Source organism: Fructobacillus tropaeoli (assembly GCF_001047135.2).
GTDB lineage: Bacteria > Bacillota > Bacilli > Lactobacillales > Lactobacillaceae > Fructobacillus > Fructobacillus tropaeoli.
In genome coordinates this window covers 207,585-226,443 of the sequence record NZ_DF968080.1, presented here as the reverse complement: position 1 = coordinate 226,443, position 18,859 = coordinate 207,585, and the positions used below count along the sequence as shown (strand labels likewise).

Genomic DNA, 18,859 nt, shown 5'->3' with positions numbered 1-18,859 from the left:
CAAGCATCCCCGAATATCAACGCTTGGGGTGCATACCTGTTTGGCAATTCTTGGCAGTATCTGAAGGAGATTATTGGCTATGCCTTTATACCCGAACAGCACACCTTTAACACCATCACAATTTTGTTAGATGAAACGGGTGGCAGTGGCAAAAGCTACTTTGTGGATAAGATTGTAAAGCCTTTGATAGGGCAGGCTAACATCACAGCTAAGGACATTGACACATTAACGGGTAGTAATGGCAAGAGCGCCCGCTTTGGGACGGTTGACCTGATTGGGAAGTTAGCTAATATCCACCTAGACATCCCCGACACCCGTATCGACATGCCAGACGCTCTTAAAACTCTATCAGGGGGCGACTTGGTAGAAGTCGAGGGTAAAGGATCGAACTCAATTAGTGTTGAGCTCTATGCCTTACTTATCTTTGCCAGCAATAACAAGCCTAAGCTATCGGTTAGCTCTGCCTTAGTCCAGCGCATGCACTTAGTGCCAGTAGTTGCGCCGAAAGTACGAGACAATCCACGAGAGGCCAAGCACCGTGAAAGCTTGTGGAATGAGTCAGAGGCAATTAACGAACTAGGAGGCTTTGCTATTGAGTGCATTACTGCCTTTCAAGAAGCCAAGGCTAACATGAAGCTGACGGTTAGTAATGAAATTGAAGAAACCACGAAAGACTGGGCGAACAGTCAAGACCTAGTTAGCTCTTTCTTACTAGAAGCACGGCGAGAAACAGAAGAAGGATATACCGGTGGAATATCGAAACGAGTTGCTTTTTCAAGGTTTGAAGATTGGCTAAGGGATAATAAAATTGAGTCGAAAATGAGCAAGAAGAGTTTTGACACAAAAGTGGCACAAAATGGGTATTTAGAGACACGAACCCGCCTTCATCCAGAGGGAGACTCAAATAATCCACAATTTAGCTGGCTAGGTTTAGACCTAGAAAAGTACGTTTAAGGGCGATTGTGCACGTTCCCGTGTCAGAGGCCAACCGTCAGGAGACGTCAAGAGGCGTCACCGTGCCACGAATGTGTCCAAAGTTGAAACCTGAAACCCCTTGTTACTCTAAGTCTTAACTATATTTTGTGTTATAAGTGTTATGTTTTGAGTATATAGAAAGGTAATTGAATAAAGAGAGAGGGAGGTAATAGAAACATATATAGGGAAGAGAAGTGGCGAAAAACCGACACAAACCGACACAAATAGCTTTTACGCTTAGAGCCACAATAGATACAGCGATTTTTAAAGTGACACAAAAAACGGCACATTTTGACCCAAAGTAAGAAAGGAATACGATGAACATTTTGATAGCAATTTTACTGGTAGTTATGGCTGGAATTATCTTTTTCCAAAAGTGGCAAATAAATAGGTATTACCAAAGTGCGATATTTTACCGCTACTACTCAAAGATATACGAAAACAAAGCGATCCATGCTGACGCTAAAAGCGATATTGCAGAAGACCTTTTAGCCATGATTGGCTATGACATTGAAAATATCTCGACTGGTCAGGTAAGGCTTAGGGAATTATCGGACGCAGAAAAGGCACGACTAGTAAATGCCAATACTAGCCGTCAAATCATTCTAGAGAAAGCTGATAAAAAACTGAAGAAAGCAACAGAAACCTATGAACGTTTAAGCTCATGAGTTGATAGGAGAAAGTAATACAAGCTGTTACATTGTACAAAGGGACAAGATGGTGGCAAAATAAGAGGCGTGACGTTCATGGGCTGTCAGTGACGGTCAAAACGCACGCCTTTTTTCATGACATCCCCCTATTTTGCCCTTTTGTACATAGCTGGGGTGCTATGGAGGCAGTGGTATGCAATTAAAAGAGGTGCAAACGAAGAAAGGCAAAGCGTGGGAAGTAGTCGGCTATTTAGGACTACAGCCCAACGGAAAAAGAAAGAAGGTACAAAAGCGAGGCTTTACAAGCAGACGTGAGGCGACAGCATGGTTTAACAATGAAGTAACGTTATTTAGCAACGGACAAAGTCAATACAACGAAAAAGCCCCCAAAACAGTTTTTACTGTCAGGGAGCTTTATGAAATGTGGCTAGAAACCTATCAAAACACTGTAGAGGAAAGTACACTAAACAAAACACTAAGAATCTTTAGGCTTTATATTCTGCCTGATTGGGGCAATGTGCTAGTAAACGACATAACACCCATATCATTACAGAAATATATTAACACACTACAAAAGAAAATAATCTACTACCGCAAGGCAGTCGGATATTTAAGGCGTTTGCTAGATATGGCGGTTAAATTGGGGATGATTGACGCAAACCCTTTTAGCAAGGTAGATATGCCACGACAACGGAAGCAACAAAGTAGCTTGCCGAAGTTTTTAGATGTTGAGGAATTTAAAAAGTTTATAGAGGTACTGGATGGCCAGTATTGCCATGTAAATAGGCAGGCGTACACACTGTTAAGGTTGGTTGCTTTCACGGGGATGAGAACCGAGGAAGTACTAGCTTTACAGTGGAAGCATGTAGACTTTAAAAATAATTACATTAGCATAGAGCAGGCCTTAGGCCGTGGAATAGGTGGCGGAACATATATAAAAGTTCCTAAGTCTGAAACGAGTCGGCGAACTTTAAAAATAGATCATAACATGATGAGAGCCTTGGCTAGGTGGTACGAGTTTAGCAACTATATTAAAAAGGTTGATTTTGTTTTTAACAACCAAGGAAAGCCATTACAGATATTAAGACCGAATAAATGGCTACACGAGGTAAGCAAGCGCTATGGAGTGGCCGTTGGGTTGTCTATGCACAAGCTAAGACATACATGGGCGACATTAGCGCTAGATAGAGGGGCAACGGTCAAACAGGTACAGACCTATTTAGGCCATGCAGACGCCTCAATCACATTAAACATTTATAGCGATATAACCAAGCGAGCAAGCGACGACACACCCGAGATATTAGCGGGGTTAATTGAATAAAATAGCGGATAAAGTAGCGGATAAACTCTAAAACGTTGATATATGAGGGATAAATAGACTCCCTCTGGGGCTATATCAAGCTATACGGTGCTAACACGCACCGTATAGCTTTTTTTTCTTTTTAAATGGCTATATATCAACGTTTTCATACGGTTTTAATGTCTAGCAAAGTCTTTCAAAATAAGTCGAAAATTTGCCCCAAATTTGCCTCATAGGACACTTTTTTGATAATTTGCCCCAAATTTGCCCCAAAAAAAGCCCCCAAAAAGGGGGGATCGAAGTTATAAATTGTCAAAAATGACCTTGATATTATCCAGGATTTGGCTGAACATGATAATAATCATTGTATCTTTAGTTAACGAATAGATGGGTAACAAATAATCATTTTAAAAGTGGGTAACTAAAAGTAAAGTGGGAGTTAGACATGTGCGATTCTAATACATTTAAAACAGTAAATTATACACCACAGACAGACCCTAGTTATAACCAGGAACACCACTTGGAAAATCCTGCTGGTTTTATGGATGATATGCAGTCAATTTTTCAAGATCGTAGTGGACTTTGGCATGTTTACTATCTGAACGAACCAACTTGGGGCATTAACAATGAAATAGGGAACTCGAATTGGCAACATGCAACTTCAATTGATGGGACACACTGGGTGAATGATTCAGATATTGCGATTAAATCACGAAAATTAGACCCAACAGTTAAATGGGGCTCAGTTGCTACTGGTTCTGTTGTGATTAGTGATGGCTCAATTGCTGGAACAACCGATGGGGATTTCGTAGCTTTCTTTTCAAGTTACGGTGCGGTAAATTGCGGTGAGCAATCAATTTGGGCGGCGATTTCAAAAGACAATGGGCACTCTTATCAACCTCTATCTGATTTAGCGGTTTAGATAATTATCCTGATTTTCGTGATCCATATGTGATGAAATACAATGGTCAATGGGTGATGTATATGGCTGAGGGAGACAAAGTCGGTACTTATTCATCAACAGATGGCCAAAACTGGAGTTATATTGGCAGTACGTCATGGAACCCTGATGCCTTTTTGGATGGGAAGGACCACGGTATCGTTGAATGTCCTTATGTTGTCACAATGATGGCAGATGATGGCACTCGTCACGCGGTTCAATTTGTTGGCGCTAATGATTATAACTGGGGGTACACAACTGGAACGAGTTATTTGATTGGCTCAATTGACAGTAGTGGCATCTTTACCAAGCAAAACGATCAGACATTGCCAGTTAGAATTGACCTAGGGACTGACTATTATGGATCAAACTTTGGCAAGGTGGATGAACAGACTTTGATTACTAGTTCGTGGGTCAATAACTGGGCTTATGCTAATGAGAAGGTTATTGGCATTGACGGAAATCAAACGAAAAAAGGCACGACATGTGCTTTGTTTCGTGATATCAAAATGGTTAAAGACGCTTCAGTACCGTCTGGTTATTCTTTGCAACTTTTCGTTCGTGATGTGGTCGACCGCACTTTCCCAACAAATGATGACTACAATGTTTATCATGATATTCCATCAGGTGGAGAATATTTGAGAACGATTGATAACAGCAAGGTGGTTGATTTTGACATACAAGGTGGTCAACCAGGAGGAGTATTTGTTGTTGACGTTCGGCAAGATGACAACATTTCGACACTGATGTTTGACATCAACGGTGGTTGGATTAGAACCAAAAGAAGCATGAAAGGGAATTTCAATAATTCTACTTACAATGCTGAAACTAAAAATATTACCTATGGAAAACCAGGATTAACAGATACGCATTTGACTATTTATTTCGATACCAAATCAATTGAAATTGAATTTACTGACTCACACCAGGTTTATACACTGCTTAAGTGGGGGAAGAAAAACAATCGGTCAACTACTTTGTCATTGCAAGGTGGAAATATGCCAGTATCGGTTAATTGTAAGGAATATGATTATAGATGACGAATTTGATTGGCTAAATATATTTGGTTTTCGGAATGTTAATTAAAATAATTTGGAATTAACTGATTGCGCTAAAAATATGGTTAGGGTCAACGAATTAGTCATTAATCAAAATCTTTTTAATCTGTTTTATGAAAATATCGTCTTCAAAACGACATCTTCTATGTAACTAAAGTAAAATTAATGATAAAATTGTAGTTGGACATTTTTGATTGAATTACTTGAAACATAAGGGGAAAAATATATGGATACTGTATACGATGGTAACGCAAAGATTAACACTGTAAACAAGCATGTCTTTGTTTGGATTTGCAACTTTTTGGTCGGTGAATTTGGTGTTGACCGCTTTATTCGAGGACAAATCGGTCTAGGGCTGTTCAAGCTTTTCATCGGCTCATGGATTACTTTGGGTATTTGGCCCTTTGTCGATTTTGTGATTGCGCTTGTAAAAGCCTATGGATCAAACAACCATAGCAATGAATTAACATTTATTAACGGTCGTTACGCCAACTAAAAGTTATTTTCGTGAAAAAGATAGTTGATAGCTACTAACTAATAAAACCCACCGTTACTGAACGGTGGGTTTTATTTGATGTTATTAAAGCGGATTATTAAATGCTGTGATTTAGTATTAGTAGCAGTTAGTTCAACCCAGTAGGGCAACGTAACCCACCATGCTCAGCACAGCGATGATTCCGATAATAACGAACCATGGGCGCGTGTAAAGCGTGTCTCGTGGTTGCTGGTCTTCGTCTTCTTTGTTTTTATTGTTCATCAGAATACCTTTCCTTTATACAAAAGCAGGTTACCTATATAAAATAATGGCGCGATAGGTAAGGGACCAGGGTGAAATCGTTATGACCTCATGTCCCTGAGCTTCTAAATTGCTGATAGCGGCATTTAAATTTTGTTCAAAGCCTCTAGCAGTACTAGCGGTGATGACCTTTGTTTTCATAGGTTCCCTCCGTTCTTTAAATCAACTCTCTATCCTCATTGTAAGTAAAGCGACACATTTTTCAATGATAGGAGCTGATTTTTTATGAAATTTGAAGGATTTGGGCTGGCATATCAGTCATTATCAAGCCGTTAAATGTTTGATTTTAAAATCAGTCTAAAATATGGTTGACGGCTGATTTCATATGGTAAAATATAAGCAACGCTAGGGGCGTCGATTTGACTGAGAAGAACCCTTTGAACCTGAACTAGTTAGTACTAGCGGAGGAAAGTGTCATTGCTAATGAATTTTTTAGTGGTGCTTTCTATCAAGAAAGCACCTTTTTATTTGCAGCAAACGGCATAAGGTCAGTCGTTGAGATGCCTTTCTAAAAGGAAAGGTAGAGGAATGTCGAAAACAGTTTTGATTACGGGAAGTAGCCGAGGTTTGGGAGCGGAAATTGCACGCACTTTCGCAAAAGATGGCTTTCAGGTAGTGATTAATTATTACCATAGTCAGGAGAAGGCCGAAGAATTGGTAGCGGAAATCGGACCTGACCGTGCCGTGGCCATTCAAGCTGATGTCCGGAATCGAGCCGAGGTTGATCAAATGGTCCAACAGGCCGTTGCTAAATTTGGTTCACTTGATACGGTTGTGAACAACGCCCTCATCAACTTTAAATTTGATCCAGTGGCACAGAAACCCTTTAAGGATTTGACTTGGGACTCTTATCAGGAGCAAATCGATGGTACATTGAAGGGAGCCTTTAATGTGACCCAAAGTACCTTGCCACAAATGATTTCGCAAAAAGCTGGACAAGTGGTTAATATTGGGACTAATTTATTCCAAAATCCCGTTGTGGCTTACCATGAATACACCACGGCCAAGGCTGCCATGATTGGTTTTACCCGTAATTTGGCAGTTGATTTGGGTGAATTTGGAATCAACGTCAATATGGTTTCGGGTGGTCTTTTGCAAACAACGGATGCCAGTGCGGTCACAACGCCAGAAGTGTTTGACTACATTAAGCAGACAACGCCGCTGCGAAAGGTGACGGAACCAAGTGATGTTGCCAAGGCTGTTCTCTTCCTTGGTAGTGATCAGGGCCGGGGGTTAACGGCACAAAACGTGACGGTTGACGGCGGTTTGACAATGAACTAATTGAAGTACATTCAGCAATGTCCAAGACGGGCATTGCTTTTTTTGTCAAAAAGAAAGCAAAGTGTAATAGGTAAACTAGAATCATTAGCGTTAAAATCAGGAGTAGATACTACTGACGGCTGATTGTTAGCCATCAAATAATTTTTTTAGAGAGAAGGAATAACAATGGTTATTATTGGCTTGATTGCAATTTTGCTGATTGGGATATGGTTTTCTTTTTGGCTTTCGATGAAAATTATTGAAATGCTGCCATACCTGATTTTGCTTTATATTGCCTTGAATATTTTGAACTTTATTTTGGACCACAAGACGGGTATCTTATTGACTATTCTGGTAATTGCGGCGATTCTGATTTCTGCTTGGATTTATGGTTTACGTCATCCTGATGATGAAAGTGCGGCAGATCAAGCAGACGCTGAAAATACTGTAGAAATCAGCCCAGCAGTGGCCGATGATACTGATGTTGAAACACCAATCGCTCAGCCAGTTGCGTTAACACCTGCTGAACAACGTGACCAAGCGTGGAAACAGATGGAAAAAATTCATCCGTTAAACATGGGGGATGGTCTGTTTATTGATACAAAAAATGAACAGATGTTTCTTGATTTAGGTGACTCAGAAATGCGTGGCCAGAAATACTTACTAGAAGATTTTTCTGCTGTGCAGGAATACAAGGTACGCGAAGAAACGACGGAGAACAAGGTGATTGGCGTTCGTTTTGCAGATATGGGCCGGTACAACTTTGCCGATATTGAATTAAGTAAGGCTACAAATGATGTTTTGGGTGTTAGTCCGGCCGACTATTTTGAAGGTATCTTGGCACAACAAATTTCTGCTGTGCACCCAGAGGCTAGCCCACTTCAAAGCGATGACCAGCAAGGAATTGCTGGGACGAGCCATTAATGATTGTGCGTTTTATTTTTACGGCCGAACATAAGTTCTACAAATTGTTATTAGAATGATAGACAAACTGACAACAAGAGAGTTAAACTAATGGAGTCAGTTACCGATCTAGTTTTAAAAGGTTGGTACAAAATCTATTAGGTCCAGTTGAACATCAGGTCTGTAAATGTCCTGATTTTTAATTGTTTGGGAGAGTTAGAATGTTTTTCTTGGTTTCATTGACTATCATTGGTTTGCTGTTTTTGACTGCAATTGTGAAGGCACACCATTTAGCACGACGCCGTCGAATCATTCGGGCAATGCTGAAGCGAGAAGTTAATCAAGCATTGGCTGAGCAAAATCAGCAGAATGATAATAACTTTGATTTTGATGTTCACACGCCAAAAGAGGTTCATGACTATTTAAAGAAGCAATTCGAGGATGAAAATGCTTTAAACCTCGGCGACGGTCTCTTTATTGACGTGAAGACGGAGTACCTGTTTTACGACTTGGACCATGCTGATGCCGACGGCAACCTTTATTTCATTGAAAACTTTGATGAAATTGAGCACTATGAAGTGGTTGCGGAAACCGAAGAGACTAAGACCATTGCGGCAAACTTTTTGGATTTTGATGATGGTGATTTTGTTCATACAACTCTCAGTCGGCGAGAAAATCCTGTGATTGGAACAAGTCCAGCTGATTATTTTGAAAAATTGTTGAAAAAATGCGTGAAGCAAAACCGGCAGGCCTACCAGGACTACTTGGTGAGTCAGGAGCGATAAAGGCGTTATTATATCCCCGCTTAATCTATTCACGTTACAATAAAGTTACGATTAGTATATTGAACGAGGTATAAAACGTGTTCTTATTATTTGGCTTAATATTAGTGATTTGGGGAATTGTTTCACTTTTCCGGTTCACTTTAAATGTATTTTCATACTTTTTAATTTTAGTTGGTATTTTGTTAGTGTTGAGTTTCTTCCTCCATCATTGGATTTTTTCATTGATTATCGCGGCAGTTATCGTCTATATTGTCCGCAGTGGAAAGCGACGGGTTGTTGATGATCAACCGGATACGGGCTTTGGTCGTCGAGACATTAGCGATGAAGCAGAACAAAGCGATTCAAAATAATTTAAATATGACTTTGATAAGGACGACTGAAAGGTCGTCTTTTTTTTTGCTATCTACTGATTTTTTAGTAACATTTTCCTTTTTCTCCCAACTGGTCTATAATCAAAATTACTTATTCTACTTGAAAAGAGGACGGATTGATGAAAATTGGTATTACAGCAGATGCAAATATGCAACAAACAGCCCCGAGCCGATTGAAGTTAGCTGATTACGTTCAAAAGCGCCTAGTGGACGTCTTGGTTAAAAACGACGTGGTTCCGATGATTTTGCCAATTGCTAAGCCAGAAATGGCGAAAGAAATGGTCGGGATGGTGGATGCCATTATCATTCCAGGTGGACCGGATGTTTCACCGCACCTTTACGGTGAAGATCCGCACCAGCACATTGGCGTAACGTATGTGCCACGCGATGATTTTGAAAAGGCGGTCATCGAGGAAAGTGTTCGGCAGAATAAACCTGTTTTTGGAATTTGCCGTGGTATTCAAATCATTAATGTTGCTTTTGGTGGGACGCTCTATCAAGATTTGCCCTCACAATATGAGCAAGAAGCCATTCGCCACGAACAGGTGCCGGATTCAGCTTTCCCAACTCATTTCGTCAACGTGGAAGAGGGTAGCTTTGTGTCCAAGTCGCAGGGGACTCACCCCTTCGTGAACTCCAAGCACCATCAAGCGGTGAAAAAGGTCGCGGACGGTTTCAAGGTCACTGCACGGGCTAATGATGGCGTGATTGAAGCGATTGAAAATCCTGATTTGGCCGTTTATGGCGTTCAATGGCATCCGGAAACTTTTTGGTCTGACCATGAAAATCAGGAAAAGCTTTTCCAGGATTTCTTTGCTTTGGTGGCTGAAAAAAAGGCCTAATTGAACGATTATAAATGCAGGGATAAACCCTTAATTTTACAATACTGAGGCCCGTAAATTTATGCCAAATGGGAATAAATTTTGCAAACTGAATTGCTTATAATGGTGGCAAGCGAAAACCAAATTTAATAGCAATGAGGTGATTAGAATGCAAAAATATTTATGGCCGGTGACGAAGGGTGGACTCATTTTTATGGGACTGCTGTTGATGGATTTCTTTGTTGCAATGTTTAATATTTCCCAAAGCGGAGTGACAGAAACAGCACTAGGAATTCGGATTGAAACCGAACGCGATGCTCGTTCAATGAGCAATGTTGTGACGGGAACCTGGGATATGCTGGTATACTTTACCGTCTTTATGGTTCTTTGGCTGGTTTATTTTTATTTCAAAAATCAGTCCAAAAGAAAACATTCCGCTGCCAAATAAAATAATAAACAAAAGACCGACTGAAAAGTCGGTCTTTTTGTATGAGCGGATGCTGATTTTTTATTTGATTTGATAAAGGCACCAGACCATCTCGGGGTGGTATTCCTTGATGATGGTCAGTGAATCATGGGGAAGGAAGGATTGCTTACTGAAGATGGCGTATTGGTAGTTGCCTTCCTCAAAGGCTGTCTGTGCCAGTGGCTTGCTGGGCACGAAGTCAACGGCCAGATTTTGGTGGCTGTCAATCATGTATTGATGAATTAGCTCCGTCGTTGCCGGATGGAGGATGGCTTTTTTGTTTTTCAACGCTTGGTTTTCCGTTAACAACATCGGCATAGTTGGCAAAGCAAAGGTCGTCTGAATCGTCAGGTGATCGAGGTAACGGTAGTTATTTCTTGTCCAACTGTCACCATCGTCCGATTGGTAGGCGGTTGGGACCAAAAAATAATCACCGATAAAATCAGTCAGGTGCTGGTAGACGTCCTCAAAGTTCTCATGCAGGGTAATCGTGAGACCCTGATAGTCAGGGTCCTCATCTTGCAGGTGCTTTGCGGCCTTATAGCTGTCGGTTGTTTTTGGTCCTAAGGTATGAATAGTAGCCATCGTCAATCCTCCTAAATGCTGACGTTGATTGCATGAATAATTTCTTCGGCGATTTCAGCCGGTTGTTTGCCATCGACGGTAATGATTTCACTGGCAATTTTTTCGTAAATTGGTTGGCGCGCCAGCTTAAGTTCTAGCAGGCCGTCCATCCCCAGTTGCTGGAAAAGTGGGCGACTAGCAACCCCATCGGCCAAGAGGCGGGTGGTAATGGTTTGGTCATTTGCATCCAAGAAGATAACGGGGCTGTCCTGATTTTTCAGTAAGTCTTGGTTGCTGACCTGAACCGGGGTGCCACCGCCAGTTGACAGAATGCCTTCCAGGCTCAGGGCCTCGGCTAAGACTTTTTGTTCGAGTTGGCGAAAGTGGGCTTCGCCAAATTGTTCGAAGTAGGCGGGAATGGTCAAGCCCGCAGCCTGCTCAATGAGGGTATCGAGATCGTTGTTTGGTAAGGCCAACTGTTGGCTGAGTTCTTGGGCAACGGTGGTTTTGCCGGAACCCATAAAGCCAATTAAAGTAATTCTCATCGCTTTTCCTCCAATCGTAGGCGGGCCTCATTGGCGGCCTGTAGTTGATCATGAATACTGTCTTGGTCATCAACCGCGATGGCGGTCCGTAACCGGGTTAGTTGCTTTTGAAATTGATCAATTTGTGCTAATAAATCAGCGCGTTCGCTCGTGAAAATAGCGGTCCACATGTCAGGGTCTGCCTTGGCAATCCGCGTGGTGTCTAAGAGGCCACCGGAAGGGATGCCAGGGTCGATGGCCATGTCATCAACCTCCGGAATGATGGTGTTGGTCAAGGCAAAGGCGACCATGTGGGGCAGGTGGCTCGTGGCTGAAACGAGTTGGTCGTGTTGCTTAGCAGTTAGAGAGCTAAAGTGCAGCTGACCAGGAGCCAAGAGCGCCTGATATTTCTTGATAGCGGCTGGGCTGGCGTTCCCATTCACCAAGAAGAAGCTATGATTAGCAAAGAGGTCTAACCGACTGTTCTTGCTTCCTGTTAGGTGGGAGCCGGCCATCGGGTGGCCGCCTAAGAATTGAACACCATGGTTCATGAGCGGCTCAGCGGCAGCTAGGATGTTTTCCTTGCTGCTGCCGACGTCGGTCACGAGGACATCTGATTTCAAATCAAGCTCGGCCAATTGGCGTAGGCTCGAGCAGATGCCGGAAACGGGTGTGGCGAGGATGATTAAATCAGCCTGCTTGGCTCCCGTTTCAAAGTCGACGGCCGAATCAACGACGCCATCGTCCACCATCGTGGTGATATTTTCTTGTTTTGGATCAAAAGCAATAATGGTTGTGGCCGGGTTAGCGGCTTTGATGATCCTGGCCATGGTGGCCCCAATCAGCCCTAACCCGTTGATAAAGACAGTTTTCAATTTGATCAACTCCTTAATCGTTGCAAGTCAGCTAAAAAGCTGGGGTAAGAAATATTAACGGCATCAAAGTCTCGAATCGTCACGTCCTCTGGAACTAGTAGGGAAGCAATTTTGAGGGTCATTGCAATTCGGTGGTCTTGGTGGCTGTCCAAATCAGTGTTTTGCACTTGCCAACTCTTGCGGCCATCAATCACGAAGCCATCAGGTAATTCCTCAATGGCAATGCCGAACTTCCGGAATTCTGCTGCCACGACCGCAAGCCGGTCGGATTCCTTGAAGCGTAATTCTTCAGCGCCGGTAATGCGGCTGATGCCATCCGCTCTGGCTGCTAAGAGGGCCAAGAGGGGCACTTCATCAACAAGGGCGGGAATTTCTTCAGCGCCGATTTCAAAGGGCTTGAGTGCCGAAGCTGTAATGGTAATATCAGCAGAGGGCTCCGTTTCTTCGTTGGCCTGGGGGCGTTCTTGAATGGACAGTTGTGAACCCATTTGCTTGAGAACTGAGAGAATCCCGGTACGCGTTTGATTAATTCCAACATTTTCAATCGTAATGGAAGAACCGGGCACAATCGCACCCGCAACCAACCAGAAGGCGGCAGAGGAAATATCACCAGGAACGGTGACGTGTTGGGCGGTCAGAGGGTGGCCAGGGTGAATGGTAATCTTGTGGTCCTCACGGTCAATGCTGGCCGGGCTAAAGGCAGCCAACATCCGTTCCGTATGGTCTCTTGAAGCCGTTGGCTCCTCAATCACGGTATCACCCGTTGCTTGAAGGGCGGCAAGGATGATGGCACTTTTGACTTGGGCACTGGCAACCGGCAGGCGGTAATGAATCCCATGGAGGGGGCGACCGAAGACCGTTAACGGTAGGTGGTTCTCAGTGCTGGTAAAATCAGCTCCCATCTGGCTGAGTGGGTCGGTGACCCGGGCCATTGGTCGCTTGGAAAGTGAGGCATCTCCCACCAATTTTGAATCAAAGTCCTGACCCGCCAAGAGTCCGGTAATCAACCGAGTTGACGTGCCGGAATTGCCCATGTCCAGAGGCTGGTTGCTTTGGGTCAACCCCTTTAAGCCAACACCTGTGATAACCACCTGGCCGTCTCGTTCATCAATTTTGACCCCCAAGTCCTTGAAGGCCTGCATCGTGGACAGGCAGTCAGCTGATTTCAAAAAATTATCAATTGTTGTCACACCCGTGCTAATCGCCGCAAAGATAATGCTGCGGTGGGAGATACTCTTGTCACCGGGAACGGTGATGCGTCCGGTTAATTTTGTTCGATCTTGTTCTGCCATGATTTATCCTTAGAAATTCTTGAGTTCGAGACGGTAGTCCGCAATTTGCTTTTGCAAGCGGGCGAGGTTGCTACCATCGAAAGTATCGGTAATTGCCTTGGCCAATTCGATAGCAATCACGCTTTCAATCACAATTGAGGCGGGCACAATCGCGGTGGTGTCGGAGCGTTCCACCGTGGCCTTTTTAACTTCCTTGCTGTTGATGTCGGCACTTTGCAATGGCTTGTACAGCGTTGGGATGGGCTTCATCGCAGCCTTAACAATGACGGGCATGCCATTGGTCATGCCACCTTCAAAGCCACCCAGGTGATCGGAATTACGGGAAAAGCCTTGTCCTTCTTGCCAGTCGATTTCGTCCATGACCTGGCTACCGGGGTGTTCGGCATTTTCAAAGCCATCACCGATTTCAACACCCTTCATGGCGTTGACCCCCATGACGGCTGCTGCAAGCTTGGCATCTAATTTTGTATCCCAGGAAACATAAGAGCCTAAGCCGGCTGGCACGTTTTCAGCCACCACTCGGATGACGCCACCCAAAGTATCGCCATTGCGCTTGGCCGTATCAATTAATTCGTGAATGGCTGTTACCTGGGTCTCTTCGGTAAGGCGCAAGTCGTTTTGGGCAATCAACTTTTCAATTTGGTCAACATCCGTGGGTTGGCTCCCCTCGGCATGGATGCCGCCAATGGCTTCCACGTAGCCGACAATCTTGATATTTAGGGCCTGCAAGACCTGCTTGCAGATATTACCGATAGCAACTCGCATGGCTGTTTCGCGGGCCGATGACCGTTCCAAAACATTTCGCATGTCGCGATGACCATACTTCATTCCACCGACCAAATCAGCGTGGCCGGGACGGGGGCGACTAACGGATCGCAGGGTATTTTCTGGCGTTTCTTCTGAGGTGGGGTTCATGATTTCAGACCATTGCTTGTGGTCACGATTTTTAACTGTTAAGGCAATTGGGGAACCAAGCGTCTTACCATGGCGGACACCACCAGTGATGATGACCTGATCGTGCTCAATCTTTTGCCGGTTACCACGGCCATATCCTCCTTGACGGGCAGCCAAGGCAGCGTTAATCTCGTCAATATCGAGTTTTAGACCAGCGGGGATGCCCGTCAAAATTCCTGAAAGTTCCGGTCCGTGTGATTCACCAGCGGTTAAGTATGTGAGCATAATGTTTTTCCTTTTCTGTATCTGGATTGATTCTTGGTAATGGTAGTTACGATGGTGGCTAATGGGTGAAAACAAGTTAGTCGTCATCTGGTTCTTATTGCAATGATAATGGTAGTTATGGCGACGGCGAGTTGTTGAAAGCGGGTTAACCACCAGTGCGTTCTTACTTCAGTGATGCCTGGTACTTGCGGGAATTATCCATAATAGTTTGGATAATGTCTTGATTATAAGCCACCAGGTCCTTATTTTTGGTTTTCTTGGCAACATTGTCGAGAACCTGTCGCTCGCGGTCGAGGTCTTTGATGGCAATTTGCCCATTTTGTTTGAACTTATGCACATCATCGACAGCGGCGAAGCGTTGTTCGAGGAGGTCAATCAGTTGTGCATCAATGCGGTTAATATCTTCTCGTGCGTCGGCTAAAGAGGTATTCGCCCGCTTTTCCTTTGGCAAAGCCCAGAACATAATCACGGCGACGGCCAGACCGACCAAGGCGACCAGAATGTCACCGGCCATTAAGTTGATGCTTGGGTTCTTCACAATTAGGCCGGTAATGATTGGCACCGAGAAGGAGGCCAGGGAGCCGAAAATAAAGAAGAGACCTGTTAACATACCCTTGTGCTTTGGGTAGATGGACAAGAGGGTGTTCAAGGCGATTTGCATCAAGCCACCCGCAGCGCTCAAACCAAAGAGGAAGGCGGCGATGGCCGAAATTGTTTCGTTGGTGCTCAAGGTAATCGTGGTGATAGCCAGTAATGAGACGGCGTTTAACGTGAGGAAGAGTTCTTTTTTAATGGTCAGGCGCTTTAGTAAGACCACGACGATGATGACGCCGCTGATGGAACCAAGGCTGTAAAGGGAAAGGAGGAAGTGGGCCATGGCGGCTGTGAAGTCAATTTTCTTAGTGAAGATGGTAATCCACTGGGTAAACCAAATCATGACGGCCATTGAGGTGTAACCGTAGACGAAGAGGCCAGCGGTCAAGGCTGATTTCTTAGCGAAGCCAAGCTTGAGACCGGATGTCTCTGCAATAGCGGCCGTTTCTCTGGCGTCCTTCACATTAATCGTGAGAACGTTGGCGAGGTTGACCAGCAAAATCGCAGCTGGGACCAAGAATGAGAGACCGAACCAAAGCTTTTGTTCGGCCAAGAAGAGAACGATTAGTGGCAGGATAAATTCACCGACGGAAATGAAGGCCTTCAAGAGGACGCTGTTACTGGTTCCGTTTTGGTTGATTTCTGCCAAAAGTGGGTAGGTTGCTGAGTCGAGGGCTGAGTTGGCCACACCGGCCAAGATGGCCAAACCATAGGCCAGGGCAACCGATTGGTTCAGCGGTGTTGCCACGAAGAAAATCAGGTATGTCATCATTCCGATTAAGAGGGTTGTCTTGCGGCCAAAGCGGTCAGAGATAAAGCCCATAATCAGGTAGGCGATGAGGCGACCGATACCAATTCCGGAAAGGATAAAGGAAGCCACTGTTAAAGTGGATTGCCAGTGATGGGCCAGGGTGACCAGGTTTTGGGTCAGAATAATCATGCCAAAGCCGTGGACCAGGTAGTTGGTGAAGAGGCCAGCTTTGAGACGAAGGCGGGAAGTTTGCATAACGATTTCTCCTTAGAGTAGTTGAAAGATTTGACGAATTTGAGCGATGGTGAGCTGGCCGGGCGCTGATCCGCTGGATTCATCAAGGCTGGCGAAGGTAATCGCTGACCCGCTTAGTTGACCGGCAATCCGACTGATTTTGCCAAGGTCACCCATGGCCATTGTGACGATGGGGATGGCTAGGCTTTCCTGAGCAGTTTGGCTGGCGGTTAAGAGGCGTAAGACGTCGGCCTTGGTTGTTGGCATAACAGCAATTTTGGCCATGTCCGCCTTCAAGTTGGCCATTTTTTCAAATTGATTTTGTAAAAAGGCGTTGGTTGGGGTGGATTGGAAGTTGTGGTAACTGGCGATGACCTGAAGGTTTTGATCATGGATGGCTTGGATGGCCTTTTCAACCATTTTTTGGTCGTGGTCAACTTCGACATCGATCAGGTCAAAGCCACTTTGAGCAAGTTTAGCTAAGAGGTCGCCGTAAGCTGCTTCTTCAAGTGGCATGGCACCGCCCTCACCCTGTGTTCGAAAGGTGGCGATAATGGGAAGATCACCCAAGCCAGTCGTTAGGGCGGCTCGAATCTCTTTTAAGTCCTTTAACTCTGGCGTGTGGTCGAGGTGGTCAATCCGCCATTCGACTAAATCAGGTTGGCTTTCCTTGATTGCTGGTAGTTGTTCCTTCAGATCATCTAGGTTGGCGGCGACAATGGGGAGGGCAATGGCACTTTGGTCGTTTTCCCCGATGATGGTATTGTGACAGGTCAGTGTTTTCATTGTTGGTCCTTCTCCTCAATTGCTGCTTGGACGAGGTCGATTGGCATGTCTTGGCCGGTCCAAAGTTTGAAGGCGGCTGCGCCTTGTTCAATCATCATCCCCAAGCCGTTGTAAACGTGGTCGACGCCGGCGTTCTTGGAAATGGTCATGAGCTTGGTTTCTCTTGGGGCGTAAACCGTGTCGTAAACGACCAGGTCCTTTTTGAACCATGTTGGGTCTTCGACAAGGCTTTGATTTTCCAATGGCTTCATGCCAACGCCGGTGGCATCACAGAAGATATCGGCCCAAGCAAGGGCTTCTTTTAAAGCACTTTGATCAGCGAGGTTCGTTAAGCTGGCCTGGCAATTGGTTTTCTCATTAATGATGTCGACGGTTTCTTGTGCGTGGTCGAACCGACCGTCGTGGCGGTTGAAGATTCTGATTTCGCTGAGGCCATCGAGTGCGGATTGGGTGGCAATAGGTGTTCCAGCGCCACCGGCACCAATCAAGACCATCTTTTTTCCAGCAACTTCATGGCCCTTTTTCTTTAAATCAGTGACGAAGCCGACGCCGTCAGTGGTGTAACCGGTTAAGACGCCGTTATCATTGACCACGGTGTTGACGGCTTGGTTGAGCTCGGCTGAAATATCAAGCTTGTCGAGGTAGGGGATGATGGCCTGCTTATTGGGCATTGAAACGTTGGAACCGCGCATGTCTAAGGTACGGATAGCAGCGACACCATCCTTGAGCTTCTCGGCTGGGACATCAAAAGCCAGGTAAACGAAGTTCAGGTTTAAGGCCTCGAAGGCGGTGTTGTGCATGGTTGGTGACATGGAGTGGCGGATGGGGTAGGCCATCAAGCCAATTAAGTAGGTGTGTCCATCAATTCTTGTCATGTGATTCTTCCTTTCTGATGTAAATAAAAAAGCCGGCTAGGTAAAGACCTAGTCGGCTGATTGCTCACAGTGAGAAAGAAAAGATTCCATCATGATTGCCATCGATTACCGACTAGGTGTTACATCTAGTCGGCCAACACAAAGATGACTTTATTACCTAGATGCGTACGCTTGAGCACGTCCGCATCGAGAATTGGACGTGCTATCTAAAGTAATAAAAGCCATAATAACGACTCATCATTTGTGCTGATGGTTTTTTCATTGTTGGAATCCCTTTCCGTTAAGTTGCTTTAATTAAAACATAAGAAATTTGTTTTTGCAAGAGTTATTATCATCTTTTTCTCATTTTATTCTTTTTTCGTTCATTTTGTGTGGTGCCTAAATAATAGACTATATAAGAGGAAAAGGTTAGTTATTAGTTGTTGTTTCTTGGACTAATTTATTTTTTAAATCAACAAAATGAAAATAATTCTCATTTTTTCTTGACAGTTTTTCATTTTGTGATTAAACTGAGGGCAATTAAATAATTCGTCCATAAAAACCAATGATGTGGAGATCAAGATTGTTGTGCACGCTAAGAGAGTTGCCGATGCTGGGAAGGCGATGGAACGCAGGCAGTTAAATGGACCACGGAGGGTTCTGCTGAAAGAGCATTTGCTCGAGTACGGGAAACGTCAGGCATACGTCAGTTGTCGGGGATATGTTAGTATCTCGCTAAGGAGGGGCTAAGGACTTTTTTTCGTCGGCTTTTTTGTCGAAGAAATCAGTTTTTTAGCCTAATTAAGGTGGCACCGCGGAAAAAATCCGTCCTTAACAAAGCATAAATTGCGTTGTTATCGGCGGATTTTTTAGTTGAAAAA

At 44.4% G+C, this 18,859-nt stretch carries 21 protein-coding genes, 1 pseudogene and 1 riboswitch; of the genes and pseudogenes, 12 read left to right on the top strand and 10 right to left on the bottom strand.

What is annotated here, in order from left to right:
* From AOQ32_RS08650 to AOQ32_RS03925, 6 genes and pseudogenes are all read left to right on the top strand, one after another.
* Positions 1–954, top strand: a 954-nt coding sequence (locus AOQ32_RS08650; protein ID WP_059393689.1) for a DUF5906 domain-containing protein, incomplete at its 5' end; no start/stop codon positions are given.
* Positions 955–1,325: 371 nt separating this feature from the next.
* Entirely contained in the window at positions 1,326–1,643 is a 318-nt protein-coding gene (locus tag AOQ32_RS03945) for a hypothetical protein (protein WP_207657366.1), read from the top strand.
* Between the two features lie 175 nt (positions 1,644–1,818).
* The gene (locus AOQ32_RS03940) at positions 1,819–2,946 is read left to right on the top strand and encodes a site-specific integrase (RefSeq protein ID WP_059393687.1); all 1,128 of its coding nucleotides are present in this window, start codon (positions 1,819–1,821) and stop codon (positions 2,944–2,946) included.
* Positions 2,947–3,370: 424 nt separating this feature from the next.
* Positions 3,371–3,847: a glycoside hydrolase family protein gene (locus AOQ32_RS09050; protein ID WP_083994394.1), complete on the top strand. Its 477-nt coding sequence runs from the start codon at positions 3,371–3,373 to the stop codon at positions 3,845–3,847.
* 17 nt (positions 3,848–3,864) lie between these two features.
* Positions 3,865–4,905 (top strand): annotated as a pseudogene (locus tag AOQ32_RS03930) (hypothetical protein); the annotation flags it as partial.
* Positions 4,906–5,149: 244 nt separating this feature from the next.
* Positions 5,150–5,419, top strand: coding sequence for an NINE protein (locus AOQ32_RS03925; RefSeq protein ID WP_059393684.1), 270 nt, complete (start codon positions 5,150–5,152; stop codon positions 5,417–5,419).
* A gap of 132 nt (positions 5,420–5,551) precedes the next feature.
* Here AOQ32_RS03925 and AOQ32_RS09045 read toward each other — a convergent pair whose 3' ends face one another.
* Entirely contained in the window at positions 5,552–5,680 is a 129-nt protein-coding gene (locus tag AOQ32_RS09045) for a hypothetical protein (protein ID WP_275542754.1), read from the bottom strand.
* Positions 5,681–5,710: 30 nt separating this feature from the next.
* Positions 5,711–5,860 carry a hypothetical protein gene (locus AOQ32_RS08875; protein WP_199504892.1) on the bottom strand — a complete coding sequence of 50 codons (150 nt, stop codon included), beginning with the start codon at positions 5,858–5,860 and terminating at the stop codon, positions 5,711–5,713.
* 196 nt (positions 5,861–6,056) lie between these two features.
* Positions 6,057–6,146: riboswitch (TPP riboswitch) on the top strand.
* A gap of 101 nt (positions 6,147–6,247) precedes the next feature.
* On the opposite strand from AOQ32_RS08875, the gene AOQ32_RS03920 reads away from it, so the two are divergent.
* From AOQ32_RS03920 to AOQ32_RS03895, 6 genes are all read left to right on the top strand, one after another.
* Positions 6,248–7,000, top strand: coding sequence for a 3-oxoacyl-ACP reductase (locus tag AOQ32_RS03920; protein WP_059393683.1), 753 nt, complete (start codon positions 6,248–6,250; stop codon positions 6,998–7,000).
* 228 nt (positions 7,001–7,228) lie between these two features.
* A complete protein-coding gene (locus AOQ32_RS03915; RefSeq protein WP_158531862.1) occupies positions 7,229–7,903 on the top strand; it encodes a hypothetical protein in 675 nt (224 codons plus the stop codon).
* A gap of 200 nt (positions 7,904–8,103) precedes the next feature.
* A complete protein-coding gene (locus AOQ32_RS03910) occupies positions 8,104–8,667 on the top strand; it encodes a hypothetical protein (protein WP_059393681.1) in 564 nt (187 codons plus the stop codon).
* Positions 8,668–8,744: 77 nt separating this feature from the next.
* Complete coding sequence (locus tag AOQ32_RS03905) at positions 8,745–9,017, top strand: hypothetical protein (protein ID WP_047975489.1); 273 nt, start codon at positions 8,745–8,747, stop codon at positions 9,015–9,017.
* A 140-nt stretch (positions 9,018–9,157) separates the two neighbouring features.
* Positions 9,158–9,880, top strand: coding sequence for a gamma-glutamyl-gamma-aminobutyrate hydrolase family protein (locus tag AOQ32_RS03900; protein ID WP_059393680.1), 723 nt, complete (start codon positions 9,158–9,160; stop codon positions 9,878–9,880).
* 148 nt (positions 9,881–10,028) lie between these two features.
* Positions 10,029–10,307, top strand: a complete 279-nt coding sequence (locus AOQ32_RS03895; protein WP_059393679.1) for a hypothetical protein — start codon at positions 10,029–10,031, stop codon at positions 10,305–10,307.
* Positions 10,308–10,367: 60 nt separating this feature from the next.
* On the opposite strand, the gene AOQ32_RS03890 is transcribed toward AOQ32_RS03895, so the two are convergent.
* The 8 genes from AOQ32_RS03890 to AOQ32_RS03855 form a co-directional block, all read right to left on the bottom strand.
* Positions 10,368–10,910: a hypothetical protein gene (locus tag AOQ32_RS03890; RefSeq protein WP_059393678.1), complete on the bottom strand. Its 543-nt coding sequence runs from the start codon at positions 10,908–10,910 to the stop codon at positions 10,368–10,370.
* An 11-nt stretch (positions 10,911–10,921) separates the two neighbouring features.
* Positions 10,922–11,434 (bottom strand): shikimate kinase, encoded by a 513-nt coding sequence (locus tag AOQ32_RS03885; RefSeq protein ID WP_059393677.1) that lies wholly within the window; start codon positions 11,432–11,434, stop codon positions 10,922–10,924.
* Complete coding sequence (locus AOQ32_RS03880; protein ID WP_059393676.1) at positions 11,431–12,288, bottom strand: prephenate dehydrogenase; 858 nt, start codon at positions 12,286–12,288, stop codon at positions 11,431–11,433. The genes AOQ32_RS03885 and AOQ32_RS03880 overlap by 4 nt, the downstream gene beginning before the upstream one ends.
* Before the next feature lie 5 nt (positions 12,289–12,293).
* On the bottom strand, positions 12,294–13,580 hold the full coding sequence (aroA, locus tag AOQ32_RS03875; protein ID WP_059393675.1) for a 3-phosphoshikimate 1-carboxyvinyltransferase: 1,287 nt from the start codon (positions 13,578–13,580) through the stop codon (positions 12,294–12,296).
* A gap of 9 nt (positions 13,581–13,589) precedes the next feature.
* Positions 13,590–14,759: a chorismate synthase gene (gene aroC / locus AOQ32_RS03870; RefSeq protein WP_059393674.1), complete on the bottom strand. Its 1,170-nt coding sequence runs from the start codon at positions 14,757–14,759 to the stop codon at positions 13,590–13,592.
* A 163-nt stretch (positions 14,760–14,922) separates the two neighbouring features.
* Positions 14,923–16,359 carry an MFS transporter gene (locus AOQ32_RS03865; protein WP_059393673.1) on the bottom strand — a complete coding sequence of 479 codons (1,437 nt, stop codon included), beginning with the start codon at positions 16,357–16,359 and terminating at the stop codon, positions 14,923–14,925.
* Between the two features lie 12 nt (positions 16,360–16,371).
* Positions 16,372–17,124, bottom strand: a complete 753-nt coding sequence (gene aroD / locus AOQ32_RS03860) for a type I 3-dehydroquinate dehydratase (protein WP_059393672.1) — start codon at positions 17,122–17,124, stop codon at positions 16,372–16,374.
* Positions 17,121–17,999 carry a shikimate dehydrogenase gene (locus tag AOQ32_RS03855; protein WP_059393671.1) on the bottom strand — a complete coding sequence of 293 codons (879 nt, stop codon included), beginning with the start codon at positions 17,997–17,999 and terminating at the stop codon, positions 17,121–17,123. Before AOQ32_RS03855 ends, aroD begins: the two co-directional genes overlap by 4 nt.
* Positions 18,000–18,859 lie beyond the last annotated feature (860 nt).

Bases quoted from the DNA above. Each gene is read 5' to 3' on its own strand.
- AOQ32_RS03945 (WP_207657366.1), top strand. From the start codon at position 1,326: ATGGCTGGAATTATCTTTTTCCAAAAGTGGCAAATAAATAGGTATTAC.
- AOQ32_RS03940 (WP_059393687.1), top strand. From the start codon at position 1,819: ATGCAATTAAAAGAGGTGCAAACGAAGAAAGGCAAAGCGTGGGAAGTA.
- AOQ32_RS09050 (WP_083994394.1), top strand. From the start codon at position 3,371: ATGTGCGATTCTAATACATTTAAAACAGTAAATTATACACCACAGACA.
- AOQ32_RS03925 (WP_059393684.1), top strand. From the start codon at position 5,150: ATGGATACTGTATACGATGGTAACGCAAAGATTAACACTGTAAACAAG.
- AOQ32_RS09045 (WP_275542754.1), bottom strand. From the start codon at position 5,680: ATGAACAATAAAAACAAAGAAGACGAAGACCAGCAACCACGAGACACG.
- AOQ32_RS08875 (WP_199504892.1), bottom strand. From the start codon at position 5,860: ATGAAAACAAAGGTCATCACCGCTAGTACTGCTAGAGGCTTTGAACAA.
- AOQ32_RS03920 (WP_059393683.1), top strand. From the start codon at position 6,248: ATGTCGAAAACAGTTTTGATTACGGGAAGTAGCCGAGGTTTGGGAGCG.
- AOQ32_RS03915 (WP_158531862.1), top strand. From the start codon at position 7,229: ATGAAAATTATTGAAATGCTGCCATACCTGATTTTGCTTTATATTGCC.
- AOQ32_RS03910 (WP_059393681.1), top strand. From the start codon at position 8,104: ATGTTTTTCTTGGTTTCATTGACTATCATTGGTTTGCTGTTTTTGACT.
- AOQ32_RS03900 (WP_059393680.1), top strand. From the start codon at position 9,158: ATGAAAATTGGTATTACAGCAGATGCAAATATGCAACAAACAGCCCCG.
- AOQ32_RS03895 (WP_059393679.1), top strand. From the start codon at position 10,029: ATGCAAAAATATTTATGGCCGGTGACGAAGGGTGGACTCATTTTTATG.
- AOQ32_RS03890 (WP_059393678.1), bottom strand. From the start codon at position 10,910: ATGGCTACTATTCATACCTTAGGACCAAAAACAACCGACAGCTATAAG.
- AOQ32_RS03885 (WP_059393677.1), bottom strand. From the start codon at position 11,434: ATGAGAATTACTTTAATTGGCTTTATGGGTTCCGGCAAAACCACCGTT.
- aroA (WP_059393675.1), bottom strand. From the start codon at position 13,580: ATGGCAGAACAAGATCGAACAAAATTAACCGGACGCATCACCGTTCCC.
- aroC (WP_059393674.1), bottom strand. From the start codon at position 14,759: ATGCTCACATACTTAACCGCTGGTGAATCACACGGACCGGAACTTTCA.
- AOQ32_RS03865 (WP_059393673.1), bottom strand. From the start codon at position 16,359: ATGCAAACTTCCCGCCTTCGTCTCAAAGCTGGCCTCTTCACCAACTAC.
- aroD (WP_059393672.1), bottom strand. From the start codon at position 17,124: ATGAAAACACTGACCTGTCACAATACCATCATCGGGGAAAACGACCAA.
- AOQ32_RS03855 (WP_059393671.1), bottom strand. From the start codon at position 17,999: ATGACAAGAATTGATGGACACACCTACTTAATTGGCTTGATGGCCTAC.